Genomic DNA, 25,484 nt, shown 5'->3' with positions numbered 1-25,484 from the left:
TGCGGCCATGGAGTCGCTGTTCAACGGATACACCTCTCGCCGTGGCCCGACCGGGCCCGGACCTCGTGCATGGGACGAGATGTTCCCGGCGGACGTGCTCCCCGGTGGCGCGGAGGTGCGCGCCCCGTACCGGGACATGTATCCCGCACTGGCTGCGATGGACGACGCGGAGCTGCGTGCCAGGACGGATGCGCTGGCCAGCTCGTACCTCGCTCAGGGGGTGACCTTCGATTTCGCCGGGGAGGAGCGGCCGTTCCCGCTCGACGTCGTGCCACGCGTCATCGCCGCAGACGACTGGCGCTACGTGGAGTCGGGCGTCACGCAGCGGGTCCGCGCACTGGAGGCGTTCCTCGCCGATGTCTACGGTCCGCAGCTTGCTCTTCACGACGGCGTCATCCCTGCGTCCCTGATCAGCTCCTCCTCGCACTTCCACCGCCAGGCGGCCGGAATCGTGGGTGCGAACGGTGTGCGCATCCACGTCGCGGGCATCGATCTCATCCGCGATGAGAACGGCGCCTGGCGAGTCCTCGAGGACAATGTGCGCGTGCCCAGTGGTGTCAGCTACGTGCTCGCGAACCGGCGGGTGATGGCGCAGACCCTTCCCGAGCTGTTCACCAGTCTCCGCGTGCGACCCGTCGTCGACTATCCGGGCCGGCTGCTGCAGGCGCTGCGGGCGGCTGCACCGCAGGGCGTGGATCACCCGACCGTCGTGGTGCTGACACCCGGCGTGCACAACTCGGCCTACTACGAGCACACGCTGCTCGCCCGGATGATGGGCATCGAGCTCGTCGAGGGCCGTGACCTCTTCTGCTCGGGCGGACGCGTGTGGATGCACACCACCGCCGGTCCCACGCGGGTCGACGTCATCTACCGCCGAGTCGACGACGAGTTCCTCGATCCGCAGCACTTCCGCCCTGACTCCGTGCTGGGGGCGCCCGGACTCATGCTCGCCTCGCGGCTCGGCAACGTCACCATCGCGAACGCGGTGGGCAACGGCGTCGCCGACGACAAGCTCGTCTACACGTACGTTCCCGCGCTCATCGAGTACTACCTCGGCGAGGAGCCGATCATCCCGAACGTCGACACCTGGCGGCTGGAGGAACCCGAGGCGCTGGAGGAGGTGCTCGACCGCCTGGACGAGCTCGTGGTGAAGCCCGTCGACGGCTCCGGCGGCAAGGGGCTCGTCGTGGGACCGGATGCCTCCCGGGAGACGCTCGAGGAACTGCGTCGCTCGCTCCTCGCCGATCCGCGCGGCTGGATCGCCCAACCCGTGGTCCAGTTGTCGACGATCCCGACACTCGTCGAAGACGGCTTCCGTCCGCGGCACGTCGATCTGCGACCGTTCGCCGTCAACGACGGCGAGAACATCTGGGTTCTTCCCGGTGGGCTGACCCGCGTGGCGTTGCCGGAAGGGCAGCTCGTCGTGAACTCGAGCCAGGGCGGAGGGTCGAAGGACACCTGGGTCCTGGACCCCTCGCTGCTGACCGGACCGACGGTGACGGTCGCGGGCGGGTCGGATCCGGCATCCGATGAGGTGTCGCTCGCGACCGGAGCGATCGCGACGGTCTCCCCGTCGCGCAGGGAGCCGTACACGCCGTTCCTCTCCTCTCCGCAGGACGAAGACGTCGAGTTGCGACATCACCAGCAGCAACAGCAACAGCAACAGCAGCGACAGGAGCCCTCATGCTGAGTCGCATCGCCGAGGCCCTGTTCTGGATCGGACGCTACATCGAGCGGGCCGACGGCACCGCCCGCATCCTGGACGTGCATCTGCAGCTCCTGCTCGAGGATCCGTGGGTGGACGAGGACACCGCCTGTCGCGCGCTGCTGTCGGTCATGGGCACGACGGTCGACGATGCGACGGCCCTCAATCGCGACGACGTGATGCGGCTGCTCGCACTCGATCGTGAGCATTCGGCCTCGATCGGGCACTCGATCGTCGCAGCGAGAGAGAACGCACGGCGGGCGAGGGAGATCATCTCCACCGATCTCTGGGAGACGCTGAACGAATCGCACGCGCGGATGCCGCGCCGCATCGCCTCCGACAAGACCCACCCGTTCTTCCGCTGGGTGCGCGACAGGTCGGCGCTGGCATTCGGCGTCGTCGACTCGTCGACGAGCCGAGACGAGGCCTGGCACTTCTTCGTGCTGGGGAGGTCCATCGAGCGGGCCGACATGACCGCGCGGCTGCTCGCGACGCGTTCGCTCACCGATGCCGGCGGGCCGAGCTGGACCACGCTTCTGCGCAGCTGCGGGGCCTACGAGGCGCACCTGCGGAGCCATCGGGCGGTGCCGACGGCGGCATCCGCAGTGGAGTTCCTACTCGTCGACCGGCTGTTCCCCCGCTCCGTCCTGTCGAGCGTGCTGCAGGCGGAGGAGTGCCTTCGCGGGATCGATCCCGCGGGTGCATTCGGGGCACCGGGCCGCGCCCATCAGGTGCTCGGCCGGATGCGGTCCGAGCTGGAGTACCGGCCGATCGGCGACATCGTCCACTACCTGTCCGAGAGCATGGAGGAGGTCCAGGTCGGGGTGTCCAGGGCGAGCGACGCCGTCCGAGAACGGTACTTCCCGTCGATCGCCATGCCCGTATGGATCGGAGAGGCACTGTGAGCCGGCTGCGGATCGTCCATCGGACGGGTTTCCGCTACGAGCAACCGGCGACGGCGTCGTACAACGAAGCGCGGATGCTGCCCCACTCGCGAGAAGGACAGTTCGTCCTGCAGGCGAGCCTGGAGATATCGGCCACCGCGACGCAGCATTCGTATTCGGACTACTGGGACACGCGAGTGTCGACATTCGAGGTGCTCGTCCCGCACCAGATGCTGTCGGTCACGGCGACGAGCGTCGTCGACGTGCGACCGGTGCCTCCCACGGGGCCGAGTCTGGACTGGGATGAGGTCGCGGCGCGGATCCCGATGTCGCTGGCACTCGCGGAGTGCGTCGCGCAGACTCCGGCGACAGCTCCGGATGCGGACATGATCGACCTCGCCCTGCGCATCGAGGCCGGGGGCGGCGGGCTCGATGAGACGGCCCTCGCGATCTGCCGCACGGTCGGCGAGGCGATGGAGTACCGGAGCGGCGTGACCGGTGTGAATTCCACGGCGCGCGATGCGTGGTCTGCGCGCTCCGGCGTGTGCCAGGACATCGCGCATGTCGCCCTCGGTGTGCTGCGGGCGGCCGGCATTCCCGCACGCTACGTGTCGGGTTATCTGCACCCTGACCCGAGCGCACCGATCGGGCAGCCGGTCGTCGGAGAATCTCACGCCTGGGTCGAGTGGTACTCCGGTGAGTGGCGCGGATACGACCCGACGAACCTCACCGAGATCGGCGAATCCCATGTGTACGTCGGACACGGACGCGAGTACGCCGACGTGGCTCCGCTTCGAGGTGTCTATGCGGGGCCCAGCGCATCCGAGCTGTTCGTCTCGGTGGAACTGACCCGGCTCGGATGAGGTGCTCTGCGCGTCGGATTCGGCGCGTGCGAGAGTAGGGGAGCACAGACCATGACGGCGGAAGAAGACGAGTCCTTGAGTGATGCACTGATCGAGCGCGAGACGCTGACCTGGGATGGCTTCGGCACGGCGACGCGCGATCTCGCGCGGAGCGTCCTCGCCTCCGGGTTCGAACCGGAGGTCGTGGTGGCGATCGCACGTGGCGGTCTGCTCCCGGCGGGTGCCATCGCCTACGGCCTCGGCGCCAAGAACTGCGGTGCCATCAACGTCGAGTTCTACACGGGCATCGGGACCGTTCTGGATGCTCCTGAGGTGCTGCCGCCCGAGCTCGACATGGCGTACCTCGACGGGCGCCGCGTGCTGCTCGTCGACGACGTCGCCGACTCGGGACGCACTCTCGCCCTCGCCGTGCAGCTCCTCCAGGAGAAGGGCGCGGATGTCCGTTCGGTGACGATCTACACGAAGCCCTCGACGATCATCCAGCCGGACTTCGCCTGGAAGGACACCGATCTCTGGATCAACTTCCCCTGGTCGTTCCCGGGCACGGTGCGCGAAGAGGACCTGGGTCTGCCGCCGTCGGCGTGAGCCCGCGGAGACCGTGCCGGGTCAGCCGCGGAGGAGTCCGCGCAGGGTCTGGATCGTGTCGGCATCCGTCGGCGACTTGTCCGGTCGGTAGTGCTTCACGCGCGCGAAACGCAGGGCGATGCCGCCCGGGTAGCGGGGCGATCGCTGCACGCCGTCGATCGCGATCTCCACGACGATCTCCGGACGCAGGAAGACCGCGGCCCCGGTGCGGTGCGTCTCGTGCGCGGGGAACGTCTCGGTCTGCCACCGCAGCAGTTCGTCGGTGAGGCCCTTGAAGGTCTTTCCGACCATGACGAATCCTCCGGGTTCGCCGAACTCGCCGTCTGGATCGTGTGCGCCGAGGTGGATGTTCGACAGCCAGCCTCGTCGGCGACCCGAACCCCACTCCGCGGCGAGCACGACGAGATCGTAGGTGTGCACCGGCTTGACCTTGACCCAGGACTTGCCGCGTCTCCCGGCCATGTACGGCGAGTCCGTCGCCTTGACGACGACGCCCTCGTGCCCGGCGGCGAGTGCCTCGAGCGACAGCCGCTCGGCGGCATCCGCGTCGTCCGTGATGATGCCGGGCATCCGCCACTCGCCGGCGATCCGGTCGAGTTCGGCCAGGCGCACGCCGAGCGGCTCATCGATGAGATCGCGTCCGTCGACATGCAGCAGGTCGAAGAACCATGGGCGCAGGACGATTTCGCGGGAGACGTCGGCGCCGAACCGCGACATGGTCTCCTGGAACGGCCGCGGTCCGCCGTCCTCATCGAGCGAGAGCGTCTCGCCGTCGAGGATCAGGTCGCGCGCGGGAAGGCGGCGCACGATCTCGACGATCTCGGGCACCCGATGGGTGATGTCGGCGAGGCTGCGAGTGTAGACGCCGACCTCATCACCGCGTCGGTGGACCTGGATCCGCGCGCCGTCGAGCTTGTACTCGACGGAGGCCTCGCCGGTGATCTCGAGCGCCGCCGTGGGCGTCGCAGCGGTCGCCGCGAGCATCGGCAGCACCGGGCGGCCGACGACCAGACGGACATCGTCGAGTTGCTCGGCGGTGCCGGTGAGCGCGAGAAGCGCGGTCTCGCCGAGATCCCCGGAGAGCATCGCGGCGCGACGGACCGCAGCGGGGGCGCGCCCGGAGGCCCGGACGATCGCGTCCAGCAGCACGCCTCCGAGCGCACCCGTGCGCAGCTCGCCGAGCATGGCGCGGGCGAGGAAATCCCATTCCTCCGCCGTCGCGCGCGCAGCGAGATCCGACAGCTGCCGGTTCCGTGCGGTCGCGGAGCCGGATCCGGATGCCGCCGCCAGAACGGTCAGAGCGACGTCGACGTCCGCGATGCTCAGCGTCGGGGCATCCGCATGCGAGACGTCAAGGGCGGAGATTCCGCGCCAGCCGACTCCCAGCCGGCCCTGACGAGGACTCGCGAGCAGCAACCCGGTGAGGGGGAGGACCTCGTCGGGGGCTGCGCGCTGGAGCAGCCCGGCAAGGGCTTCGATCTTCGCCAGTCGCGACGACGTGGCCGCGACCTCCTCGGTCGTGGTGACGGCGTCCGCGAGCATCATCCTCGCATTCTGCCACCGGCATCCGACGCCGGACAGGGTCAGGAGGCGGGCGAAGCCGATCCAGAGTGTGGCGGAGGAGTCGTCGTGGTGTCGGCGGAGAGGACGGCTTTCGCGGCGGCGATCACGGCCGGTTCGATCAGCGCAGGGATCGGACCGCCGAGCAGCCCCCGCACGATGCCGTATGGGATCACCCGGATGGCGAGGTCGACGCGTTCCACGGCGTCCCGTGCGTCCGGATACTGTCGTCGCGCGAGCGTGGTCATCAGTTCCATCACGTCTATGTTCATTCCGGCGACCTCGTCACGGAGGGCCCCGGAGGGGAGGGTCGCGAGGAGTCGCTCCTGCCGGTACAGGGTGAGGCCGACCGCTTCCGCAGGGTGCTCGGCGCAGAAGCGCGGTATGGACACGGCGCAGGCCAGCAGAGCCTCGAACGGGTCGTCGTTGTCTTCCGCTGCGCTGATGAACGCGGCCTGGAAACGGCGGACGCAGCGGAGCCAGAGCCGGACGAGGATCTCGTCGCGGGATTCGAACCGGTGATAGATCGATCCGACGGGACCGCCCAGGTGGTCCGCGATCATCGAGATCGTGACGTCTCGGCCTTTTTCTGCGATGGACTGCAGGGCGGCATCCAGCACGTCGTCGGTGGTGAAACGAGAGGGGCGAGGCACATGGCGATTCAATCACCCCGCACCGGCTCATGGGTAGCGAGCGCCGGTTCTAGAATATGGATTCGTTTACTGCTACGGTGATCGCATGACCTGGACGACACGAATCGCGAACGACATCAGCAACGTGCACCGGCGCCCGTATTCCGACATCGACGCCGCGTGGGAGCTGGCGCTCAAGGTCGCCGATCCGGGCAGTGGAGTCTGGCCGGGGGACGGCTGGGATCCGATGCTGCTCGACCGGGGAATCACCGTGGGATCAGCCGGCGGGCACGGCGCCGTGCGTTACGTCGTCTCGGAGGTCGAGGATTCGCGCTTCCGATTCGTCTTCACGATGTCGCAGGTCGAGGGGTTCCACGAGTTTCGCCGTGAGGGAGACGAACTCGTTCACGAACTCGTGATCCGGCGGGCGTCTCGGCTGCTGCTCCACGTGCTCATCCCGCTGCACGACGCCGTGCTCGAAGAGCTGCTCGATGATGTCGAGGACCTTCTCGCCGGCCGGTCCGTCCCGAGGCCGCGACATCGCACCCGCTGGGTCCGGATGCTGCGGGCGCTGTTCCCGGACGAGAGGAACAAGTCGCGCGCCAGGCATGCGGCACCCGTGAGCGACGTCACCGCCCGGTGAAATCCGGCTTCCGCTTCTCCCGGAACGCGGCGAAGCCCTCGCGGTAGTCGTCGGTGTCGCAGAGCGCGGCCTGCGCGGCGTTCTCGATGCCGACAGATTCCCAGAGCGCGAGGCGCTCGTCGCGGATACGGGCGATGAGTCGCTTGCTGGCGAGGAAGGCCGCGGTCGCCCCTCGCGCAGCGGCGGCCGCGGCATCCGTCGTCGCCGACACGACCTCGTCGTCGGGCAGGACCCGGGAGAACAGCCCGGATTCAACGGCCTCGGTGCCGCTCATCAGGCGCCCCGTGTAGATGAGATCGAGGGCCTTGTGCGCGCCGAGGCGGTCGACGAACAGGGCATGGCCGCCCGAGTCGAGCGTGGCGCCGAGCGCTGCGAACGGCGAGCCGATCTTGGCGTTCTCGGCGACGTAGACGACATCGGTGGCGATGAGCAGGCCGAGGCCGACCCCGAGGCAGGCGCCGTGCGCGACGGCGAAGGTGGGCGCCGGGAACGCCGACATGCGCTTCAGCAGAGGCGTGACCAGGCCGTCGAGGTATCCCATGACGTCGTCGTCGCGCGGATCGACATCGGAGATGTCGCGGCCGGCGCAGAACGCCCGCCCCTCGCCGCGCAGCACCAGGGCCCGGACGCCCGCTGATTCGGCCTCGTCGTATGCCACGCCGAGACCGTGCAGGGCCTGCTCGTCGAGCGCGTTCAGCCGCTCGGGTGCGTTCAGCACGATGGTGGCGACGTCGCCGGCGATGGAGATCTCGATCATGGGTTCCTCCGGGTCAGACGTCGTAGTCGACGACCAGGCGGTCGCTGGTCGGGTGGGACTGGCAGGTGAGCACGAATCCGCGGGCGAGCTCCTCGGGTTCCAGGGCGTAGTTCTCGGTCATCGTCACGCTGCCCTCCACCACCCGTGCGCGGCAGGTGCCGCAGACGCCACCTGCGCAGGCGAAGGGGGCGTCAGGGCGCACGCGGAGTGCCGCATTGAGCACCGACTCGTGCGCATCGACCGGGCTCTCCACGGTCGAGGAGACGCCGTCGAGCGTCACTTCGATCCGCACGGTCTTCTCGCCCGCACGCACCTGCACCGGCCGCGCCGCGCGAGCCGGCTCGTCGCCGGTGGTGAACAGCTCGAAGCGGATGTGCGCGCGGTCGACGCCGACATCGGCGAGCACCTCGCGACAGAGGTCGACGAGCGCGAGCGGGCCGCAGAGGAACCACTCGTCCACGGTCTCCGGAGGAAGGAGGACGCCGAAGATCGTGCGCAGCTTCTCCTCGTCGATCCGCCCCGACAGCACCGGCGCTGTGCGCTGCTCGCGGGAGAGCACATGATGCAGCGTGAGCCGGGTCGGATAGCGGTCCTTGAGATCGGCGAGCTCCTCGAGGAACATCACGTCGAGGGTGGAGCGATTGGTGTACAGCAGGGTGAAGCGGGCGGTGTCGGATGCCGCGAGCACGGTGTGGGCGAGCGACATGAGGGGGGTGATGCCGGAACCCGCGGCGATGCCGACGACGTGGCGGTGGTCGAGATCGCCCAGCGCGGAGGTGAAGGTGCCCTGCGGGCTCATCACGTCGATCGTGTCGCCTGGGCGCAGCTGTGTCTGTGCCCAGGTGGAGAAGAGCCCGCCCTCGTCGCGCTTGACGGCGACGCTCAGACGGGTGCCGCGTCCGGCGACCCGATCTTCGGGCGTCCGGTGATCGGGGGCACGGCACAGGGAGTACGAGCGGCGCACTTCGACGCCGTCGATCCTCGTGCGCAGGGCGACGTACTGTCCGGGAAGGTAGTCGTATTCGTCGGCGAGCGCCGCGGGCACGGTGAAGGTGACCTCGACGGCATCGTCGGTGAGCGGGCGCACCTCGTGCACCGCCAGCGTGTGGAAGCGGGCGCGCTTCTTCGCCGGCACGGTCTGCGCGCGGTGCGGCGGTGTCGATGCGGATGCCGGGGTGGCGGTGAACAGCGACATCTCAGTGCACCTTGAAGTGGTCGAAGGGCTCGAGGCAGGCGCGGCATTCGAACAGCGCCTTGCAGGAGGTCGAGCCGAAGCGAGAGGCCTCGCGGGTGTCGAGCGAGCCGCAGCGCGGGCAGCGGACGCTGATGGCGAGCCGGATCGGTCCGGTGCTGACCGCCGCACGACCCGAGGGCGGAGCGATGCCGTACTCGGAGAGCTTGCGCTTGCCGGCATCCGTCATCCAGTCCGTCGTCCACGCGGGGGAGAGCACCAGGCGCACCTCGACCTCGGCGAAGCCGGCTGCCGTGAGCGCGAGGATCACGTCGTCGCGGATCGTGTCCATCGCAGGGCAGCCGCTGTATGTCGGCGTGATGTCGACGCGCACGCGATCGCCGTCGACCTCGACGGCGCGCAGCACGCCGAGATCTTCGATGGTGAGCACCGGGACCTCCGGGTCGGCGACGGCCGCCGCGATCTTCCATGCCTGGTCGCGGGTGCGCGACCGGCTTCGGGTCGTGTGCGTCACCATGTCGCCCCCGGATGCCGTCGTGCGAGCACCTGCATCTCGGCGAGGATGTGCCCCAGCATCGCCGAGTGCGAGCCCCGCCGTCCGCCCGCGGAGGATGCGGCGACTGCGGGGACCGACAACTCGGCCTCGGTGAACACCGTCTCGACGACGGCGTCGAAGCCGGCGCGAAGCGACGATGGCCGCACGGCGGCATCGCCGAGCCGGTCGATCAGCTCGTCATCGCGGAACAGCTCCTCCGCGTACGGCCAGACGTCGCCCACCGCACGGATGATGCGGGCGCGCGACTCCTCGGTGCCGCCGGCGAGCCGGAGCATCCACTGCACGGCGTGGTCGCGGTGGTAGTCGACCTCTTTGACGGCCTTCGCCGCGATGGCGGCGACGGTCTCATCGCTGCTCGACACCAGCGCCGAGTAGAGCTCGAACATGTAGGTCGCGACGACGAACTGGCGGGCGATCGTCTGCGCGAAGTCGCCGTTCGGCTGCTGCACGATCCACGCGCAGCGGAACTCCGGCTCATCGCGGAAGTACGCGAGGTCGTCTTCACTGCGCCCGTCGAATGAGCCGGCGAAGTGCAGGAACGAGCGGGCGTGGCCGAGCAGATCGAGGGCGATGTTGCCGAGAGCGACGTCCTCCTCCAGCTCGGGCGCGCGCGCGATCCAGTCGCCGAGCTGCTGCGAGAGGATGAGGGCATCGTCGCCGAGCCGCAGTGCGTACTCGGCGATGTCGGCGGAGGCCGCCCGAGCGCCGGTGCCGGCGAGCTCCTGCGCGAGGCGGAGCTCCTCGACCATCACGTCGCCGTGCGGGGAGTCGTTCTCACTCATAGGTGCGGCACCCCCTCGGATGCCGTGTAGTAGACGGCGTGCCGGTAGTTCTTGCCCGCCGGGCTCTCGAAGTAGGCGCCCTTCGCATCCGGGTCGCTCGTGGTGATGGCATCCGCCGGGGCCACCCAGATCGAGACGCCCTCGCCGCGGCGCGTGTACAGATCGCGGGCGTTGCGGATGGCCATCTCGGCATCCGGGGCGTGCAGGGAGCCGACGTGCACGTGACTGAGCCCGCGGTTCGCGCGCACGAAGACCTCCCACAGCGGCCACGGTTCGGAGGGAGTGGCGCCGGGCGTCGTCATCATGCCACAGCCTTCGTCTTCAGGGCCTGCTTGCGGGCGTACTCCGCGGCGGCCTCGCGCACCCAGGCGCCCTCGTCGTGGGCGCTGCGGCGTCGTTCCAGCCGCTCGGCGTTGCACGGGCCGTTCCCGCGGAGCACCTCGAAGAACTCGTCCCAGTCGATCTCGCCCATCTCGTACTGCTCGGTCTCCTCGTCGAAGCGCAGCTCGGGGTCGGGAAGCGTCACGCCGAGGATCTCGGCCTGCGGTACGAGCATCGAGACGAAGCGCTGGCGCAGGTCGTCGTTGGAGAACCGCTTGATCTTCCAGGCCATGGACTGCGCCGAGTTCGGGGACTGGTCATCGGGTGGGCCGAACATGGCCAGACTCGGCCAGTACCACCGGTCCACCGCATCCTGCGCCATCTGCCGCTGCTCCTCGGTGCCCTGCATGAGGGTCAGCAGGATCTCGAAGCCCTGGCGCTGGTGGAACGACTCCTCTTTGCAGACGCGCACCATGGCGCGACCATACGGTCCGTACGAGGCGCGGCAGAGCGGCACCTGATTGCAGATCGCGGCACCGTCGACGAGCCAGCCGATCGCACCCATATCCGCCCAGGTCGGGGTGGGGTAATTGAAGATCGACGAGTACTTCGCCTTGCCCGAGATGAGCTGATCCATCATCTCGTCGCGGGTGATGCCGAGCGTCTGCGCGGCGGAGTAGAGGTAGAGGCCGTGGCCTGCCTCATCCTGCACCTTCGCCATCAGGATCGCCTTGCGCTTCAGGCTGGGCGCGCGGGTGATCCAGTTGCCCTCCGGCTGCATGCCGATGATCTCGGAGTGCGCGTGCTGTGAGATCTGGCGGATCAGCGTCTTGCGGTACGCATCGGGCATCCAGTCGCGCGGTTCGATGCGCTGCTCGTGCGCGATGAGCTCATCGAACAGGCGCTGCTGCTCCGAGGTGTCGTCCTCGACGACGGAAAGATCTGCGGGGCTGGTCATCATCGACTCCTGGACGGTTCGGCGCTTCTTTACTGACCGATCGTTAGGTAATTCTTGCACAGGGTGGCGCCCCGTTCAAGCGCCGCTCAGTGCGAGCGCGAGATGAGTTCGAGGAGCGCCCGTCCGTATGCCTCCGAGGGGTCCGGATGCTCGAACTCCAGCGTCTCGCCGGCGATCTCGATCTCCACCACGAAGGCGTCGTCGAGGCGTACGAGCCGGCGGAATGTTCCGCGCAGCAGATCGCGGAGCTGGTCCTCGCGAGGCAGCCAGACAGCGTCCTCGAGAGTGACCGCGTCGAGCGCCCACTCGGTGGTGCCGTTGAAGGCGAGGTCGGTGCCGCTCGGCGTGCGGCGCGCCTCGATCGTCATCTCGCTGACCGTGAAGATCTCGGCCTCGGCTTCATGTTCGACGTCATCCGGCAGGTCGAGCTGGAAGCGGTCGCCGCTGTCGGGCTGCCAGGTCAGTCCGGCGTCCCGCAGTGAGATGGCCAGTTCGCGGGTGATCACGCGGATACCTCCGGTCGTCGTCCGACATGACTCGCAGCGAGCGCCGCCAGCGCCGCGGCCTGATCCGCGAGCAGGCCATCGTCGAAGATCGCGCGAGGGGAGTGGTTCATCTCCACCTCAGCGGGGTCGAGTCCGGCCGGCGTCGTCCTGAAGAACACGAACGCGCCTGGAACCTCGGCGAGAACATACGAGAAGTCCTCGGAGGCCATGAACGGAGAATCGAGTTCTTCGACGCGGCCGCCTCCGAACATCGCGCGGAGGGTCTCCATCGCGGATGCGGTCTCGGCATGACTGTTCACGGTCACCGGGTATCCGACGATCACCTCCACCTCGGCTGTGCATCCGTGCGCTGCGGCGATGTGCTCGACGAACGACGGAAGCTCGCGCTGCACCGTCGCGATCGAGGCGGCCGAGAGGGTGCGCAGCGTCGCCGAGAACCCGGCCTCGTCGGGGATGACGTTGAGCACGTCGCCGGCGAACAGCTTCGTCACGGTGAGCACCACCGGATCGAAGGCGTCGAAGCGGCGGGTCACCCAGTTCTGAAGCGCGAGCACGAGCTCGGCGACCGCAGGCACCGGGTCGACCGCGAGATGCGGGCGGGCGCCATGGCCGCCTCGCCCGCGGATGCGGACCTTGATCGCGTTCGAACCGGCCATGATCGGGCCCGGCTTCGTCTGGAATCGCCCGTGGACGCCCGGACCGACGTGCACGCCGTATGCCGCTTCGACGCGGACTCCCGCAGCATCCAGCACCCCGTCGCGGATCATCAGCGCGGCGCCGCCACCCGCTTCCTCCGCGGGCTGGAACATGAACACCACCGAGCCGGCGATCTCGTTCCGTCTTTCCGCCAGCAGGCGGGCGGCGCCGATGAGTCCGGCGGTGTGCATGTCGTGGCCGCATGCGTGCATGGAGCCGTTCGTGGAGGCGTAGGGGAGTCCGGTGGCCTCGGTGATCGGGAGGGCGTCCATGTCTGCGCGCAGCAGAACGGACGGGCCTTCCGACGATCCGCGCAGCACCGCCATGACGGAGCTCAGATCCGTGCCGGTGGTGATCTCCAGCCCGAGTGGTGCCAGCGCTTCGAGCACCGCGGCCTGCGTCAGGGGAAGGTGGAATCCGGTCTCCGGCGTCGCGTGCAGTCGTCGGCGGAGCGCGATCAACTCGGGCAGCAGCGAGTCGGCCTCCGCCCTCAGGGTGTTGATCATCGGTCCTCCTCGCTGCCTCAACGCTAACGGGCCTCGGGCGTTCACAGAGCGCAAACGGCTCGATAATCGCCTCGGATCCAGCCGTTTGCGCTCTCCGAACGCACGCGGGGGTATCAGTCCTCGGCCGGCGCCACGCGGGGCGGCCAGGATGTCGCACCGAGCTCGCGGGAGATGTTCCGGGCGGTCTCCCGCAGCGCGTCGAGCACGGCATCCGGTGCCGGCAGCCGGGTCGACGGCAGGACCACGGCGACGGCGGCGACGATGTCGTTCGAGGCGTCGGCGATCGGGGCCGCGACGGATGACTCGCCGAGCACGGCCTCATCGACCTCGGTCGCAGTGCCTCGCTCGGCGATCGCCGGCAGGTCGAGGGTCAGCCGCGCGACATCCGTGATCGTGTCGCCCGTGAGGCTCTGCAGCGGCCGCTCGAACACGGTGCGCTGGAAGCCGATGTCGTAGGCCAGCAGGATCTTGCCCAGGGCGGAGGCATGCGCCGGGATGGCGACACCGGTCTCGAGCATCTGCTGGCTGTCGTCCGGGCGCAGATTGTGATGGATGACGAGCACCTCGTGGAAGTGCGGAGCGCCGAGACGTACAGACAGGCTCGTGCGCCGGGCGAGCTCCTGCGTCCAGCGCATCGCTCGCGCGCGCACATCGAGCGTGTCGAGGTACACGTTGCTCAACCTGAGAAGCGTCGGGCCGAGCATGTAGCGCTGCCCGCCCCGCTCCTTCGCGACGAGTCCGTGCTCGCGCAGAGACTTCACGATCCCGTGCACGGTCGACGGCGGCAGGCTGAGCGCGACAGCGAGATCGGTGATGCCGAGATGACGGGCGCCCTGCAGCAGTTCGAGCACCTTCGCGGCACGATCGATGGCCTGGATCATGGCGCTTCCTCTCTCCGGTTCCTCGTCGAACCGAGTGTTTCCCATGCGTGTTGAGGTTGGTCTTGACAACCGACCACGGCCCGAGCATATTCGACATTAACGAAAAGCGTTCCGATTTTGCGGAATTGAGATCAAGGGAGATCGCACGATGAAGAAGCTCATCAACGCGCCGGAAGACGTGCTCGTCGAGTCGCTGCGGGGAGTGAGCCTCGCTCATCCCGAGCTCGCCGTCGACTTCGAGAACCACGTCATCACGCGCGCGACGCCGAAGGACCAGGGCAAGGTCGCCGTCCTCTCCGGAGGCGGTTCCGGCCACGAGCCGTTGCACGGCGGTTTCGTCGGAGTCGGGATGCTGGACGCCGCCGTCGCCGGGGAGGTCTTCACCTCTCCCACACCCGACAAGGTGCAGGCCGCCACGAAGGCGATCGACCGGGGCGCCGGCGTGCTGCACATCGTGAAGAACTACACCGGCGACGTGCTGAACTTCGAGATGGCCGCCGAACTCGCCTCGATGGAGGGCATCGAGGTCGGCACGGTCATCGTCGACGACGACGTCGCCGTGCAGGATTCGCTCTACACCGCCGGCCGCCGCGGCGTCGGACTCACCGTGCTGATCGAGAAGCTCGTCGGCGCCGCTGCCGAGGAGGGACAGGACCTGGCATCCGTCGTCGAACTCGCCAAGCGGATCAACGGCCAGGGCCGCTCGATGGGCATGGCGCTCACCAGCTGCACCGTCCCCGCTGCGGGCAAGCCCACGTTCGATCTGCCCGAGGACCAGATGGAGATCGGCATCGGCATCCACGGCGAACCCGGTCGCCACCGCGAGCCCCTCGCACCGGCATCCGACATCGCCCGCCAGCTGGTCGAGCCGATCCTCGCCGATCTCGATTTCGCCGGACCCGCGATCGTGATGCTCAACGGACTGGGCGGCACGCCGCAGATCGAGCTCTACCTGATGTACGCCGAGGTCGCCGCGCTGCTGGAGAAGGCCGGCGTGCAGATCGTGCGCAACCTGGTCGGCAACTACATCACGTCGCTCGACATGGCCGGATGCTCGGTCACGGTCCTGAAGGTCGACGACGAGCTGCTGCGCCTCTGGGATGCTCCCGTGAACACCCCAGGGCTCCGCTGGGGCATCTGACACCCTCCCTCCCGTCGCGAAAAAGCCCGGAAACTGCGTCGGATTCCGGGCATATTCGCGACGGGAGCCCGAACGACACCTGTGAGAGAGACGACATGACAGACACGATCGACACGAAGAGCCTTCTCGACTGGATCACGCGCTACCGCGACGCCGTGGTCGAGAAGCGCGAGTGGCTCACCGAACTCGACTCGGCCATCGGCGACGCCGACCACGGAGCGAACATGGCGCGCGGTATGAACGCCGTGGCCGAGAAGCTCGACGCCACCGGAGCACCGGCCAGCGTCGACGAACTGCTCAAGGTCGTCGGGATGACGCTGGTCAGCTCGGTCGGCGGAGCCAGCGGTCCGCTCTACGGCACGCTGTTCCTGCGGATGGGCATGGCCGCGGGCCCCGTGACCGAGCTCGATGCCGCTGCGCTCGCCGCATCCCTGCGGGCCGGGCTCGACGGCATCGTCGCCCGCGGCAAGGCCGAGGCCGGCGACAAGACGATGTTCGACGCGATGGCCCCTGCCGTCGATGCGCTCGACGCGGCGATCGCGGGCGGGGCGGGTCTCGCGGATGCCGCGCGTGCTGCGGCGGATGCGGCGGCGACGGGCCGCGACGCCACCCTCCCGCTCGTCGCCCGCAAGGGCAGGGCGAGCTATCTGGGTGAACGCAGCGTCGGGCACCTCGACCCGGGTGCGGCCTCCACGGCGATCCTGTTCGAGACCCTCGCCGCGACGATCGCGTCCTGATGATCGGCATCGTCGCCGTCTCGCACAGCGCCCGGCTCGGAGAGGCAGCGCTGGAACTCGCGTTGCAGATGGTGCCCGGCGGGGGCGTGCGTGTGCAGGTCGCGGCAGGGGCGGGGACGGATGCCGACGGCAGTCCGATCCTCGGAACCGACGCGGTGGCGGTGGCGGCGGCGATCGACGAACTCGCGAGCGACTGCGACGGAGTCGTGGTGCTGATGGATCTCGGTTCGGCGGTGCTCAGCGCCGAGTTCGCGCTCGAGCTCCGCGGCAGCGACGTACCGGTGCGGCTGGTTCCGGCCCCGTTCGTCGAGGGACTGCTGGCAGCCGTCGTGTCGGCGGCGGCCGGATCATCGCTCGACGGCGTCGCCGAGGAGGCGACAGCGGCCCTCGGGGCGAAGACGGGGCAGCTCGGGGAGACGGCCGACGACGAGACGGGGGTTTCGCCTCGATCGGATCCGCCGACCGTGCCCGACGACCAGGTGCGGGATTCGGACGGCGCCGCGGTGCGCATCGTGACGGTGCGCAATCCGCTCGGCATCCACGCCCGCCCCGCCGCCCTCATCGCGGAGGCGTCCGCCGGGGTCACGGTGCGACTGCGCCGCCTGCCCGACGGGCCCGACGCCTCTGCCGTCAGTCTCTCGCGCCTGCTCATGCTCGGTGCCCGGCAGGGGCAGCGACTGGAACTGCGCGCAGCCGGAGCGGCGGGAGAAGCTGCGCTCGAGCGCCTCGCTGCGCTCTTCGAGGACGGCTTTGGTGAAGGGACCGAGGCACGCGAATCCGCGGCGAGCCCGAAGGAGCCGGCTGCGCCCTCCGCCCCGATCGCCTCCGGCGCGGTACTGCGCGGACGCGGGGTGAGCGCGGGGGTGGCCGCGGCATCGGTGGTGCATCTCGCGCCGTCCATTCCGGAGCCCGAGGCCGGTATCGTCATCGATCCGGCCGAGCGCGCCGCCGAAGCCATGAGCATCGAGTGGGCGGCGGTCGCCGTCGCCGACGAGCTGCGTTCACGCACTGCCGATGCCTCGGGCGAGGCGCGGGCGATCCTCGACGCGTCCCGGTTGCTGGCATCCGATCCTGAGCTGGTCTCCGAAGCGACCGCGCTCGTGCGCACGAAAGGTGTGACCGCCGCTCGAGCCGTCTGGGAGACGGCGGCCGCCCACGAACGCGGGCTGGAGGCGCTCGGCGGACGGATGGCGGAGCGCGCAGCCGACATCCGCGACGTGCGCGACCGCATCATCGCCGAGATCCTCGACCTCGAGATGCCCGGTGTGCCGGCCCGGGAGGAGCCCTTCGTGCTCGTCGCAACCGATCTCGCACCGGCCGACACTGCGGCGCTCACCGGTGGCAACTGCGTCGCTCTGGTGACCGAGCAGGGCGGACCGACGTCGCACACCGCGATCATCGCCCGCTCGCTCGGGCTGCCCGCCGTGGTCGGAGTCGCCGGAGCCGGAGCGATCGAGGCGGGAATCGTCGTCCTCGTCGACGGGGATCGCGGCACGGTCGAGGTCGATCCGGGTGAGTCGAGCATCGAGGCCGCCCGGGCGGCGTCCGTCGTGATCGACTTCGACGGCGCCGGAGCACTTGCCGACGGCGAATCGATCCCGCTGCTCGCCAATGTCGGGGGAGCTGCGGACGCCGACGGGGCCGCAGCCGCGCACGCCGAGGGAGTGGGGCTGTTCCGCACCGAGTTCTGCTTCCTGGATCGCAGCGACGCTCCGACCGTGGACGAGCAGGTCGCGGCGTACCGCGGGGTGCTCGCCGCGTTCCCGGGGCGCAAGGTCGTCGTGCGCACACTCGACGCGGGAAGCGACAAGCCTCTTCCGTTCGCGAACGCCGGCCATGAGGACAACCCTGCGCTGGGCGTTCGCGGGCTGCGCATCGCCCGGCGATCTCCGGCCCTGCTCGACGATCAGCTGCGCGCGCTGGCGCGCGCCGCGTCGTCGGAGTCGGCGCAGGTCGAGGTGATGGCGCCGATGGTGTCGACCGTCGAGGAGGCGAGCGATTTCGCCTCTCGATGCCGGGCTGCGGGCCTGGAGCGCGTCGGGATCATGATCGAGACGCCGTCGGCCGCGCTGCTCGCGGCCGAGCTCTTCGAGATCGTCGACTTCGTGAGCATCGGCACGAACGACCTGGCCCAGTACACGATGGCGGCGGACCGTCTGCTCAGCGACCTCGGCGACCTCAACGACCCGTGGCAGCCGGCGGTGCTGCGTCTCATCGGCGCGGTGGGCGCAGCAGGCCGCGCCGCGGGAAAGGCCGTCGGCGTCTGCGGTGAGGCCGGGGGAGACCCCGCGCTCGCGCCGGTGCTCGTCGGCCTCGGCGCCACGAGCCTGTCGATGACTCCGCGGGCACTGGGCCGCGTCGCGGCCGCGCTCGCCGAGGTGAGCGCGGAGGACTGCCGTCGTGCCGCCGCCGACGCGCTTGCCGCGCCTTCGGCCGCAGAGGCGCGTGCGGCGGCATCCGCGGTGCTGGCCGGAGCCCTCTGACCGTTCACAGAGCGCAAACGGCTCGATATCCGTCCGGGATCGAGCCGTTTGCGCTCTGTGAAGGCCTGAACCCCAGGGTCGTGTCGGTCGCGTGAGGCAGAGTGGGGTGATGACCTCGATCGCGCCCACCCGCAGCGCCGCTCTCGCCGCCCTTCGGGAACTCGTCGGCCGCTCCGACGCCGACTTCCACGACGGGCAGTACGAGGCGATCGAGGCCCTGGTCGAGGGGCGCCGTCGTGCGCTCGTCGTGCAGCGCACCGGCTGGGGCAAGTCGGCGGTGTACTTCGTCGCGACGCTGCTGCTCCGCCGGCAGGGTGCGGGCCCCACTGTGCTCGTCTCGCCGCTCCTGGCGCTCATGCGGGACCAGATCGCAGCTGCCGAGCGGGCGGGCGTTCGTGCCGTGGCGATCAACTCGACGAACGCCCATGCCTGGAGCGATGTGCTCGCGCAGCTCGACCGCGACGAGGTCGACGTGCTGCTCGTGTCGCCCGAGCGGCTCAACAACCCCGCGTTCCGCGAGCAGCAGCTCCCGGCGCTCGTGCAGCGGATCGGCATGCTCGTCGTCGACGAGGCGCACTGCATCAGCGACTGGGGGCACGACTTCCGGCCCGACTACCGCCGGTTGCGCGACCTGATCGCACAGATGCCGGCCGAGGTTCCGGTGCTCGCGACGACCGCGACGGCGAACAGCCGCGTCGTGGCGGATGTCGCCGAGCAACTGGGCACCGGCGACAACGCGGATGTCCTCACCATCCGCGGGCCCCTCGCCCGCGCCTCCCTCCGCCTCGGCGTGCTGCGGCTGCCCAACTCGTCGAGCCGGCTGGCATGGCTGCTCAGTCATCTCGACGATCTGCCCGGCTCGGGGATCATCTACACCCTCACCGTCGCGGCGGCGGTCGACACTGCCCGCCTGCTCCGTGAGCGCGGACACGAGGTGCGCGCGTACACCGGACAGACCGACACCGAGGAGCGCGAGGAATCCGAGGGGATGCTGAAGCGCAACGAGGTGAAGGCTCTGGTGGCGACGAGCGCGCTCGGCATGGGCTTCGACAAGCCCGATCTCGGCTTCGTGCTGCACCTCGGAGCGCCGTCATCGCCGGTGGCGTACTACCAGCAGGTCGGCCGTGCCGGACGGGCGAGCGAAAGCGCCGACGTACTGCTGCTGCCCGGCACCGAGGACCGCGACATCTGGCACTACTTCGCCACCGCATCGATGCCCGATCAGGAGCGCGCCGAGCGGGTGATCGCCGCTCTCGGCGACGCCCCGGTCTCCACGCCGGCGCTGGAAGCGATGGTCGACATACGCCGCACGCCGCTCGAACTGCTGCTGAAGGTGCTCGACGTCGACGGCGCGGTGCGCCGGGTGCAGGGCGGCTGGGTCGCCACGGGCGAGCCATGGACGTATGACGCCGAGCGGTATGCGCGCATCGCGGCCGAGCGCGTCGCCGAGCAGCAGCACATGATCGACTACGAGCAGACCGATGGATGCCGCATGGAGTTCCTCCAGCGCTCCCTCGATGACGACACGGCCGTGCCGTGCGGGCGGTGCGACAACTGCGCCGGCATCTGGTTCCCGAGCGAGATCGCGGCGTCCGCGACCACCTCCGCCGCTGAATCGCTCGACCGGGTCGGCGTCCCCATCGACCCGCGCCGGCAGTGGCCCACCGGCGCCGATCGCCTCGGCGCACCGGTCAAGGGACGCATCCCTCCCGCCGAGCAGGCCGGCGAAGGCCGAGCCCTCGCCCGTCTCACCGACCTCGGCTGGGGCGGTGCCCTGCGCGAGCTGTTCGCGTCGGGCGCCCCTGATGCGGCCGTCTCGCCCCAGGTGCTCGCCGCCTGCGTGCGGGTTCTCGCCGACTGGGGCTGGGCGGAGAGACCGGTCGCCGTCGTCGCGATGCCGTCGCGGTCACGGCCGCTCCTGGTCGATTCGCTCGCCCGCGGAATCGCCGAGGTCGGCCGCCTGCCCTATCTCGGCGCGCTCGCTCACGCGGGCGGTGGCCCCACCGGCCAGCCGGGCGGCAACAGCGCGTTCCGGCTCGCCGGGCTCTGGGACCGGTTCACCGCCGAGGGACTCGACGTGCCACCGGGACCCGTGCTGCTCGTGGACGACCAGGCCGACAGCCGGTGGACGCTGACCGTGGCCGCCCGCAATCTCCGGCAGGCGGGCGCGACCGAGGTGCTGCCGTTCGTCCTCGCGCTGCACGGCTGAGATCTGCCCCCGCGGCTACTCCTTCGACACCAGGGTCAGCACGTCGTACGTGGCGACCGTCTCGTCGTTCTGATTGCGGATGATGGCGTCCCAGCGCACCTCGCCGTACTCGTCGGTCTCGCGCGGGGTGATCTGCTTGGCGGTCAGGTCGACGCGGATGCTGTCGCCCGGCGACACCGGAGTGAGGAAGCGCAGGTTCTCCAGACCGTAGTTCGCGAGCACGGGCCCCGGCTCCGGATCGACGAACAAGCCGGCCGCCCAGGAGACGAGCAGATAGCCATGCGCGACCCGGCCGGGGAAGAACGGGTTCGCGGCAGCGGCCTCCTCGTCCATGTGCGCGTAGAACGTGTCGCCCGTGAAGTGCGCGAAGGTCTCGATGTCGTCGAGCGTCACCTCGCGTGATGCCGAGACGATCTGGTCGCCGATGCGGAGCTCTGCGAGCGACTTGCGGAACGGATGCCGACCGTCGCTGTTCGCGGCCGCACCGGCGTGCCAGACGCCGGTGAGGGCGGTGAGCATCTCCGGCGATCCCTGCACGGCGGTGCGCTGCATGTGGTGCAGCACCGCGCGGATGCCGCCGAGCTCCTCGCCGCCGCCGGCGCGGCCGGGCCCGCCGTGCACGAGATTCGGCAGGGGAGATCCGTGACCGGTCGACGAACGGGCGTCGTCGCGGTCGAGCAGCAGCATCCGTCCGTTGAACGGCGCGATCGCGGCCGCGAGCTCCACTGCCTGCAGCGGGTCGTGCGTCGCGATGCTCGTCACGAGTGAGCCGCCACCGCGGGCGACGAGAGCCGCCGCCTCAGCGGTGGTGTCGTAGGTGAGCAGCGACGAGACCGGTCCGAACGCTTCGACGGTGTGCACCGCCTCGGCGGCCGGATCGTCGAACTGCATCAGCACGGGCGAGAGGAAGGCGCCGTCGGGGGCAGGTGCGGTGGTGCCGTCCTCATGACGCACCGCGGGAGCATCCGTGGTGCCGACGACGATCCGCCCGCCGGCCTCCGTCAGCTTCCGCACCTGCCGCAGCACCTCGTCGCGCTGCACGGTCGACGCGAGCGGCCCCATCGTGACGCCGTCCGCACGGGGGTCGCCGAGCACGACCCTGTCGGCGACGCGCGCCCGCACGGCGTCGATCACGGCATCCGCCGACCCCGTCGGCACGATCGCCCGCCGGATCGCCGTGCACTTCTGGCCGGCCTTCGTCGTCATCTCGGTGACGAGCTGGCGGACGTAGGCGTCGAATTCCGGGGTGCCTTCGACGGCATCCGTGCCGAGCACCGAGGCGTTGATCGAATCGGTCTCACCCGTGAAGCGCACGCCGCCGGTCTGCACGGCCGGGTGCGCGCGCAGCGATTCCGCCGTCGAGGCGCTGCCGGTGAAGCCGACGATGTCACCGAGTCGCAGATGGTCGAAGAGACTCGGCACGCTGCCGCTCACCAGCTGCAGCGAACCATCCGGCAGCAGTCCGGATTCGACGAGGATCCGCACGAATGCCTCGGCCAGGTAGCCGGTCGGCGTCGCGGGCTTGACCAGCGTGGGCATGCCGGCGAGGAAGGCAGGGGCGAACTTCTCCAGCGACCCCCACACGGGGAAGTTGAAGGCGTTGATCTGCACCGCGACGCCCGTGAGTCGCGTGTAGATATGCCGTCCGAGGAATGAACCGTCCTTGGACAGCTGTTCGACGGGGCCGTCGACGTACACCGTGCCGTTCGGCAGTTCCCGCCGGCCCTTGCCGGAGTACGAGAAGAGCACGCCGATGCCGCCGTCGATGTCGACCCAGGAATCGGTCTTCGTGGCCCCGGTGCGCGAGGAGATCGCATACAGCTCGGCCTTGCGCTCGGTCAGAGCGAGGGCGAACTTCTTCAGCAGCACGGCACGCTCGTGGAAGGTCAGCGCCCCGAGGCTCGTCTGCCCCACGGTGCGGGCATACTCCAGGGCCCCGTCGAGGTCGAGCCCCTCTGTGCTGACGCGGGCGACGACCTCGCCGGTGGATGCATCGCGCACCTCGGTCGCTGCTGCGGCCGTGGCGGGGGTCCACCAGTCGCCTTCCACATAGCTGGGGAGCATGCCGGTCATTGTCCATCTCCGTTCTCGGATCGTGCTGAGATCCACGTGTAGAAGCCTTCACCGCTCTTGCGGCCGAGCTTTCCTTCGGCGACCAGCGCGCGCAGCAGCTCCGGGGGTTCGAAGCGTGCGCCGAGGGTCGCGGCCAGCTCTTCGGCGATGCCGAGTCGCACGTCGAGCCCGACGATGTCGGTGGTGCGCAGCGGGCCCACCGGATGCCGGTAGCCGAGGGTCATGGCCGCGTCGATGTCTTCGGCGTTCGCGACGCCCTCCTCGAGCATCCGGATGGCCTCGAGCCCGAGCATGACACCCAGACGCGACGAGGCGAAGCCGGGGGAGTCGCGCACCACGATCGGGGTCTTGCCCAGCGCTCGCACCCAGCGGCGGGCATCGTCCACGACGATCGGATCGGTCGTCTCGCCGTGCACGATCTCGACGAGGAGAGAGACCGGGACCGGATTGAAGAAGTGCAGCCCGAGGAAGCGGCCGGGGTGCCGGAGCGTCGAGGCGAGATCATCGATGGAGATCGAGGACGTGTTGGAGGCGAGCACGGCGCCCTCGGGCATGGCGGCTTCGGCGCGAGCGAGCGAGGACTCCTTCAGAGCGCGGTCTTCCGGCACGGCCTCGATGACGAGGTCGCAGGTGCCGAACGCGCCGGGATCGGCACCGCATTCCAGGCGCCCGAGGATCTCCGAGGCGTCGAGAGCGTGATCCCTCTCCTCGGAGCGGCCGACGCTCTCGACGATGCGCTGCGCGGCGGCATCCGCACTGCTCGCGTCCTGCTCGACCACGCGCACGCGCGATCCGGCGAGGAGGAACGCGTGCGCGATGCCGGCCCCCATGCGCCCGCCTCCCAGCACGCCGACATCGGCGGGCGCCTGCTTCTCAAGGTTCATGCTCGTGCTCGTCTCTCCAGGAAGTCGGTCATCCGCTCGTGCTTCGCCGGGGACTCGAACAGCTCGGCCTGCAGCGCGAGCTCGATTGCCGGATGCCCGGCACGAGGCGCGTGCAGCGCGCGTTTGGTGTACTGCGTCGCGAGCGGATCGTTCGCCGCGATGCGGTCGGCGATGGCGTGCGCTTCTCGGAGGAGCTCGTCCGCCGGATGGATCGCCGAGACGAGCCCCCAGGCCAGGGCTTCGTCGGCGTCGAGGGTGCGACCGGTGAGCAGCAGGTGGGCCGCACGAGCCTCGCCGACGATCTCGGGCAGACGCCAGGTGGCACCGGCGGCCGCGATGATCCCGAGTCCTGTCTCCGGGTTGCCGATACGCAGCGCCGGGGTGCCGATGCGGATGTCGGCGGCGTAGGCGAGCTCGGCGCCGCCGCCGAGTGCATAGCCGTCGATCGCGGCGATCACGGGCATCGGAAGCTCGCGGATGCGGATGAACGCCAGCGCGTTGATCCCTCTGCGAGCGTCGGCAGCGGTGCGCTCACGCAGCTGGGCGATGTCGGCACCGGCCGCGAAGACACCGCCAGCGCCCGCGAGGATCAGCGTGCGCGGTTTCTCCTCGAGCTCTGCGCACAGCGCGTGCAGCGCGTCGATCGTCTCCTGGTCGATCGCATTGCGCTTCTCCGGGCGGTTGAGTGTGGCGACGACGCGGTCATCGTGCCCGTCGATGTGCAGGGTCATCAGAGGTGCTCCACGATCATGGCCGTGCCCTGGCCGACGCCCACGCACATCGTCGCGAGGCCGAGCCCGGCGTTCTCGCGCTCCATCCTTCCGAGGAGCGTGACCACGATCCTGCATCCGCTCGATCCCAGGGGGTGACCGAGGGCGATCGCGCCGCCGTCGCGGTTGACCGTCGCCGGATCCAGACCGAGACGGCGCATCGACGCGAGCGACTGCGTGGCGAAGGCCTCATTGAGTTCGACGGCGCCGATGGCGGCGACCTGGAGGCCGGCGCGCTGCAGCGCCTTCTCGGTCGCGGGCACCGGCCCGAGGCCCATGATCTCCGGCGCCAGCGCCGCAGAGGTCGCGGTCACGATGCGGGCGCGGGGGACCAGACCGTAGCGGCGGACGGCGTCAGCGCTCGCGACGACGATCGCCGAGGCGCCGTCGTTCAGCGAACTCGAGTTGCCGGCCGTGACGACCTCGCCACCCGCGACGACAGGGCGGAGCGCTGCCAGCGCCTCGAGGCTGGTGTCGCGGCGTGGTCCTTCGTCGACGGTCACGTCGCCGGTGCGCGTCGGAACGCCGACGATCTCGGCCTCGAAGTGCCCCGCGTCGATCGCGTCGATCGCGCGGCGCTGGCTCTGCAGGGCGAAGGCGTCGGCGTCCTCGCGGGTGATCCCGTCGCGGCGGGCGACTTCCTCCGCCGTCTCCGGCATCGAGAACGTCGCCTTGTCACGCGCGGCGAGGCGCGGGTTGGTGAAGCGCCATCCGATCGAGGTGTCGAAGGCTTCGCCCGGTTTCGCCCAGGCGCGCTCCGGCTTGGCCTGCACCCAGGGAGCGCGTGTCATCGACTCGACGCCGCCGGCGACCATGACCTCGGCATCACCGGCGCGAATCGCCTGTGCGGCCATGGCGATCGCGGACATACCGGAGGCGCAGAGGCGGTTCACGGTGATCCCGGGAATGTCATCGGGCAGCCCCGCGAGCAGGACGGCCATCCGGGCGAGGTTGCGGTTGTCCTCGCCGGCCTGGTTCGCAGCTCCCAGGATGACCTCGTCGATCGCGCTGCCGGGCAGGCCGGCGCGGGCCACGGCCTCACGGACGACGAGCGCCGCGAGATCATCCGCGCGCACGCTCGCGAGCGAACCGCCGTACCGCCCGATCGGTGTGCGCACACCGCCGACGAGGAACACCTCGGTCATCGCGCCTCCGTTCGT

The 25,484-nt window shown here is 69.8% G+C and carries 24 protein-coding genes; 9 read left to right on the top strand and 15 right to left on the bottom strand.

Annotated features, from left to right (window positions below; translation table 11 throughout):
• The first annotated feature begins 7 nt into the window (after nucleotides 1-7).
• Genes CUR96_RS06575 through CUR96_RS06560 form a run of 4 tightly spaced genes read left to right on the top strand, consistent with a single transcriptional unit; the run spans nucleotide 8 to nucleotide 4,037 of the window.
• On the top strand, nucleotides 8-1,690 hold the full coding sequence (locus CUR96_RS06575) for a circularly permuted type 2 ATP-grasp protein (protein ID WP_102192480.1): 1,683 nt from the start codon (nucleotides 8-10) through the stop codon (nucleotides 1,688-1,690).
• Nucleotides 1,684-2,610 carry an alpha-E domain-containing protein gene (locus CUR96_RS06570; protein WP_102192479.1) on the top strand — a complete coding sequence of 309 codons (927 nt, stop codon included), beginning with the start codon at nucleotides 1,684-1,686 and terminating at the stop codon, nucleotides 2,608-2,610. The genes CUR96_RS06575 and CUR96_RS06570 overlap by 7 nt, the downstream gene beginning before the upstream one ends.
• Complete coding sequence (locus CUR96_RS06565; protein WP_102192478.1) at nucleotides 2,607-3,452, top strand: transglutaminase family protein; 846 nt, start codon at nucleotides 2,607-2,609, stop codon at nucleotides 3,450-3,452. Before CUR96_RS06570 ends, CUR96_RS06565 begins: the two co-directional genes overlap by 4 nt.
• A gap of 51 nt (nucleotides 3,453-3,503) precedes the next feature.
• The gene (locus CUR96_RS06560) at nucleotides 3,504-4,037 is read left to right on the top strand and encodes a phosphoribosyltransferase (RefSeq protein ID WP_102192477.1); all 534 of its coding nucleotides are present in this window, start codon (nucleotides 3,504-3,506) and stop codon (nucleotides 4,035-4,037) included.
• 21 nt (nucleotides 4,038-4,058) lie between these two features.
• Here CUR96_RS06560 and CUR96_RS06555 read toward each other — a convergent pair whose 3' ends face one another.
• Nucleotides 4,059-5,582 carry an ATP-dependent DNA ligase gene (locus CUR96_RS06555; RefSeq protein ID WP_102192476.1) on the bottom strand — a complete coding sequence of 508 codons (1,524 nt, stop codon included), beginning with the start codon at nucleotides 5,580-5,582 and terminating at the stop codon, nucleotides 4,059-4,061.
• A gap of 38 nt (nucleotides 5,583-5,620) precedes the next feature.
• Nucleotides 5,621-6,250: a TetR/AcrR family transcriptional regulator gene (locus CUR96_RS06550; protein WP_180968964.1), complete on the bottom strand. Its 630-nt coding sequence runs from the start codon at nucleotides 6,248-6,250 to the stop codon at nucleotides 5,621-5,623.
• Between the two features lie 85 nt (nucleotides 6,251-6,335).
• Between CUR96_RS06550 and CUR96_RS06545 the strand changes: the two genes are divergently transcribed.
• Nucleotides 6,336-6,872 carry a hypothetical protein gene (locus CUR96_RS06545; protein WP_102192474.1) on the top strand — a complete coding sequence of 179 codons (537 nt, stop codon included), beginning with the start codon at nucleotides 6,336-6,338 and terminating at the stop codon, nucleotides 6,870-6,872.
• Here the strand turns inward: CUR96_RS06545 and CUR96_RS06540 are convergent.
• The 9 genes from CUR96_RS06540 to CUR96_RS06500 form a co-directional block, all read right to left on the bottom strand.
• Nucleotides 6,859-7,629 (bottom strand): enoyl-CoA hydratase/isomerase family protein, encoded by a 771-nt coding sequence (locus CUR96_RS06540; RefSeq protein WP_102192473.1) that lies wholly within the window; start codon nucleotides 7,627-7,629, stop codon nucleotides 6,859-6,861. The two genes, CUR96_RS06545 and CUR96_RS06540, sit on opposite strands and share 14 nt — an antisense overlap.
• A gap of 13 nt (nucleotides 7,630-7,642) precedes the next feature.
• On the bottom strand, nucleotides 7,643-8,824 hold the full coding sequence (paaE, locus tag CUR96_RS06535; protein WP_102192472.1) for a 1,2-phenylacetyl-CoA epoxidase subunit PaaE: 1,182 nt from the start codon (nucleotides 8,822-8,824) through the stop codon (nucleotides 7,643-7,645).
• Nucleotide 8,825: 1 nt separating this feature from the next.
• Nucleotides 8,826-9,338: a 1,2-phenylacetyl-CoA epoxidase subunit PaaD gene (gene paaD, locus CUR96_RS06530; protein ID WP_102192471.1), complete on the bottom strand. Its 513-nt coding sequence runs from the start codon at nucleotides 9,336-9,338 to the stop codon at nucleotides 8,826-8,828.
• On the bottom strand, nucleotides 9,332-10,159 hold the full coding sequence (gene paaC, locus CUR96_RS06525) for a 1,2-phenylacetyl-CoA epoxidase subunit PaaC (protein WP_102192470.1): 828 nt from the start codon (nucleotides 10,157-10,159) through the stop codon (nucleotides 9,332-9,334). The genes paaD and paaC overlap by 7 nt, the downstream gene beginning before the upstream one ends.
• The gene (gene paaB / locus CUR96_RS06520) at nucleotides 10,156-10,461 is read right to left on the bottom strand and encodes a 1,2-phenylacetyl-CoA epoxidase subunit PaaB (RefSeq protein ID WP_102192565.1); all 306 of its coding nucleotides are present in this window, start codon (nucleotides 10,459-10,461) and stop codon (nucleotides 10,156-10,158) included. The genes paaC and paaB overlap by 4 nt, the downstream gene beginning before the upstream one ends.
• The gene (gene paaA / locus CUR96_RS06515) at nucleotides 10,461-11,438 is read right to left on the bottom strand and encodes a 1,2-phenylacetyl-CoA epoxidase subunit PaaA (protein WP_102192469.1); all 978 of its coding nucleotides are present in this window, start codon (nucleotides 11,436-11,438) and stop codon (nucleotides 10,461-10,463) included. Before paaA ends, paaB begins: the two co-directional genes overlap by 1 nt.
• Before the next feature lie 86 nt (nucleotides 11,439-11,524).
• Nucleotides 11,525-11,944: a pilus assembly protein CpaE gene (locus CUR96_RS06510; RefSeq protein ID WP_102192468.1), complete on the bottom strand. Its 420-nt coding sequence runs from the start codon at nucleotides 11,942-11,944 to the stop codon at nucleotides 11,525-11,527.
• Nucleotides 11,941-13,146 carry a M20 metallopeptidase family protein gene (locus tag CUR96_RS06505; protein WP_102192467.1) on the bottom strand — a complete coding sequence of 402 codons (1,206 nt, stop codon included), beginning with the start codon at nucleotides 13,144-13,146 and terminating at the stop codon, nucleotides 11,941-11,943. The genes CUR96_RS06510 and CUR96_RS06505 overlap by 4 nt, the downstream gene beginning before the upstream one ends.
• A gap of 113 nt (nucleotides 13,147-13,259) precedes the next feature.
• Nucleotides 13,260-14,027 (bottom strand): IclR family transcriptional regulator, encoded by a 768-nt coding sequence (locus CUR96_RS06500; protein WP_102192466.1) that lies wholly within the window; start codon nucleotides 14,025-14,027, stop codon nucleotides 13,260-13,262.
• Nucleotides 14,028-14,175: 148 nt separating this feature from the next.
• On the opposite strand from CUR96_RS06500, the gene dhaK reads away from it, so the two are divergent.
• From dhaK to CUR96_RS06480, 4 genes are all read left to right on the top strand, one after another.
• Nucleotides 14,176-15,168, top strand: a complete 993-nt coding sequence (gene dhaK / locus CUR96_RS06495; protein WP_102192465.1) for a dihydroxyacetone kinase subunit DhaK — start codon at nucleotides 14,176-14,178, stop codon at nucleotides 15,166-15,168.
• A gap of 95 nt (nucleotides 15,169-15,263) precedes the next feature.
• Nucleotides 15,264-15,905 (top strand): dihydroxyacetone kinase subunit DhaL, encoded by a 642-nt coding sequence (gene dhaL / locus CUR96_RS06490; protein WP_102192464.1) that lies wholly within the window; start codon nucleotides 15,264-15,266, stop codon nucleotides 15,903-15,905.
• Nucleotides 15,905-18,388: a phosphoenolpyruvate--protein phosphotransferase gene (gene ptsP, locus CUR96_RS06485; protein WP_102192463.1), complete on the top strand. Its 2,484-nt coding sequence runs from the start codon at nucleotides 15,905-15,907 to the stop codon at nucleotides 18,386-18,388. Before dhaL ends, ptsP begins: the two co-directional genes overlap by 1 nt.
• 109 nt (nucleotides 18,389-18,497) lie before the next feature.
• Nucleotides 18,498-20,597, top strand: coding sequence for a RecQ family ATP-dependent DNA helicase (locus CUR96_RS06480; RefSeq protein WP_102192462.1), 2,100 nt, complete (start codon nucleotides 18,498-18,500; stop codon nucleotides 20,595-20,597).
• Nucleotides 20,598-20,612: 15 nt separating this feature from the next.
• Here the strand turns inward: CUR96_RS06480 and paaZ are convergent, their stop codons facing one another.
• From paaZ to CUR96_RS06460, 4 genes are read right to left on the bottom strand one after another with little or no spacing between them, the layout of a single operon-like run.
• Nucleotides 20,613-22,670: a phenylacetic acid degradation bifunctional protein PaaZ gene (paaZ, locus tag CUR96_RS06475; RefSeq protein ID WP_102192461.1), complete on the bottom strand. Its 2,058-nt coding sequence runs from the start codon at nucleotides 22,668-22,670 to the stop codon at nucleotides 20,613-20,615.
• Nucleotides 22,667-23,554 carry a 3-hydroxyacyl-CoA dehydrogenase family protein gene (locus CUR96_RS06470; RefSeq protein WP_102192460.1) on the bottom strand — a complete coding sequence of 296 codons (888 nt, stop codon included), beginning with the start codon at nucleotides 23,552-23,554 and terminating at the stop codon, nucleotides 22,667-22,669. Before CUR96_RS06470 ends, paaZ begins: the two co-directional genes overlap by 4 nt.
• Nucleotides 23,551-24,285, bottom strand: coding sequence for an enoyl-CoA hydratase/isomerase family protein (locus tag CUR96_RS06465; protein WP_102192459.1), 735 nt, complete (start codon nucleotides 24,283-24,285; stop codon nucleotides 23,551-23,553). The genes CUR96_RS06470 and CUR96_RS06465 overlap by 4 nt, the downstream gene beginning before the upstream one ends.
• The gene (locus CUR96_RS06460; protein WP_102192458.1) at nucleotides 24,285-25,469 is read right to left on the bottom strand and encodes a thiolase family protein; all 1,185 of its coding nucleotides are present in this window, start codon (nucleotides 25,467-25,469) and stop codon (nucleotides 24,285-24,287) included. The genes CUR96_RS06465 and CUR96_RS06460 overlap by 1 nt, the downstream gene beginning before the upstream one ends.
• Nucleotides 25,470-25,484: the final 15 nt, after the last annotated feature.

Source organism: Microbacterium aurantiacum, from assembly GCF_002872075.1.
Lineage (GTDB): Bacteria > Actinomycetota > Actinomycetes > Actinomycetales > Microbacteriaceae > Microbacterium > Microbacterium aurantiacum_A.
Note: the sequence above shows the minus strand (reverse complement) of the source record. Positions and strands in the feature narration are given on the sequence as shown.

Excerpts from the sequence above, each read along its gene's own strand:
- CUR96_RS06575 (WP_102192480.1), top strand. The coding sequence starts at position 8 with ATGGAGTCGCTGTTCAACGGATACACCTCTCGCCGTGGCCCGACCGGG.
- CUR96_RS06570 (WP_102192479.1), top strand. The coding sequence starts at position 1,684 with ATGCTGAGTCGCATCGCCGAGGCCCTGTTCTGGATCGGACGCTACATC.
- CUR96_RS06560 (WP_102192477.1), top strand. The coding sequence starts at position 3,504 with ATGACGGCGGAAGAAGACGAGTCCTTGAGTGATGCACTGATCGAGCGC.
- CUR96_RS06555 (WP_102192476.1), bottom strand. The coding sequence starts at position 5,582 with ATGATGCTCGCGGACGCCGTCACCACGACCGAGGAGGTCGCGGCCACG.
- CUR96_RS06545 (WP_102192474.1), top strand. The coding sequence starts at position 6,336 with ATGACCTGGACGACACGAATCGCGAACGACATCAGCAACGTGCACCGG.
- CUR96_RS06540 (WP_102192473.1), bottom strand. The coding sequence starts at position 7,629 with ATGATCGAGATCTCCATCGCCGGCGACGTCGCCACCATCGTGCTGAAC.
- paaE (WP_102192472.1), bottom strand. The coding sequence starts at position 8,824 with ATGTCGCTGTTCACCGCCACCCCGGCATCCGCATCGACACCGCCGCAC.
- paaD (WP_102192471.1), bottom strand. The coding sequence starts at position 9,338 with ATGGTGACGCACACGACCCGAAGCCGGTCGCGCACCCGCGACCAGGCA.
- paaC (WP_102192470.1), bottom strand. The coding sequence starts at position 10,159 with ATGAGTGAGAACGACTCCCCGCACGGCGACGTGATGGTCGAGGAGCTC.
- paaB (WP_102192565.1), bottom strand. The coding sequence starts at position 10,461 with ATGACGACGCCCGGCGCCACTCCCTCCGAACCGTGGCCGCTGTGGGAG.
- paaA (WP_102192469.1), bottom strand. The coding sequence starts at position 11,438 with ATGACCAGCCCCGCAGATCTTTCCGTCGTCGAGGACGACACCTCGGAG.
- CUR96_RS06505 (WP_102192467.1), bottom strand. The coding sequence starts at position 13,146 with ATGATCAACACCCTGAGGGCGGAGGCCGACTCGCTGCTGCCCGAGTTG.
- CUR96_RS06500 (WP_102192466.1), bottom strand. The coding sequence starts at position 14,027 with ATGATCCAGGCCATCGATCGTGCCGCGAAGGTGCTCGAACTGCTGCAG.
- dhaK (WP_102192465.1), top strand. The coding sequence starts at position 14,176 with ATGAAGAAGCTCATCAACGCGCCGGAAGACGTGCTCGTCGAGTCGCTG.
- dhaL (WP_102192464.1), top strand. The coding sequence starts at position 15,264 with ATGACAGACACGATCGACACGAAGAGCCTTCTCGACTGGATCACGCGC.
- ptsP (WP_102192463.1), top strand. The coding sequence starts at position 15,905 with ATGATCGGCATCGTCGCCGTCTCGCACAGCGCCCGGCTCGGAGAGGCA.
- CUR96_RS06480 (WP_102192462.1), top strand. The coding sequence starts at position 18,498 with ATGACCTCGATCGCGCCCACCCGCAGCGCCGCTCTCGCCGCCCTTCGG.
- paaZ (WP_102192461.1), bottom strand. The coding sequence starts at position 22,670 with ATGACCGGCATGCTCCCCAGCTATGTGGAAGGCGACTGGTGGACCCCC.
- CUR96_RS06470 (WP_102192460.1), bottom strand. The coding sequence starts at position 23,554 with ATGAACCTTGAGAAGCAGGCGCCCGCCGATGTCGGCGTGCTGGGAGGC.
- CUR96_RS06465 (WP_102192459.1), bottom strand. The coding sequence starts at position 24,285 with ATGACCCTGCACATCGACGGGCACGATGACCGCGTCGTCGCCACACTC.
- CUR96_RS06460 (WP_102192458.1), bottom strand. The coding sequence starts at position 25,469 with ATGACCGAGGTGTTCCTCGTCGGCGGTGTGCGCACACCGATCGGGCGG.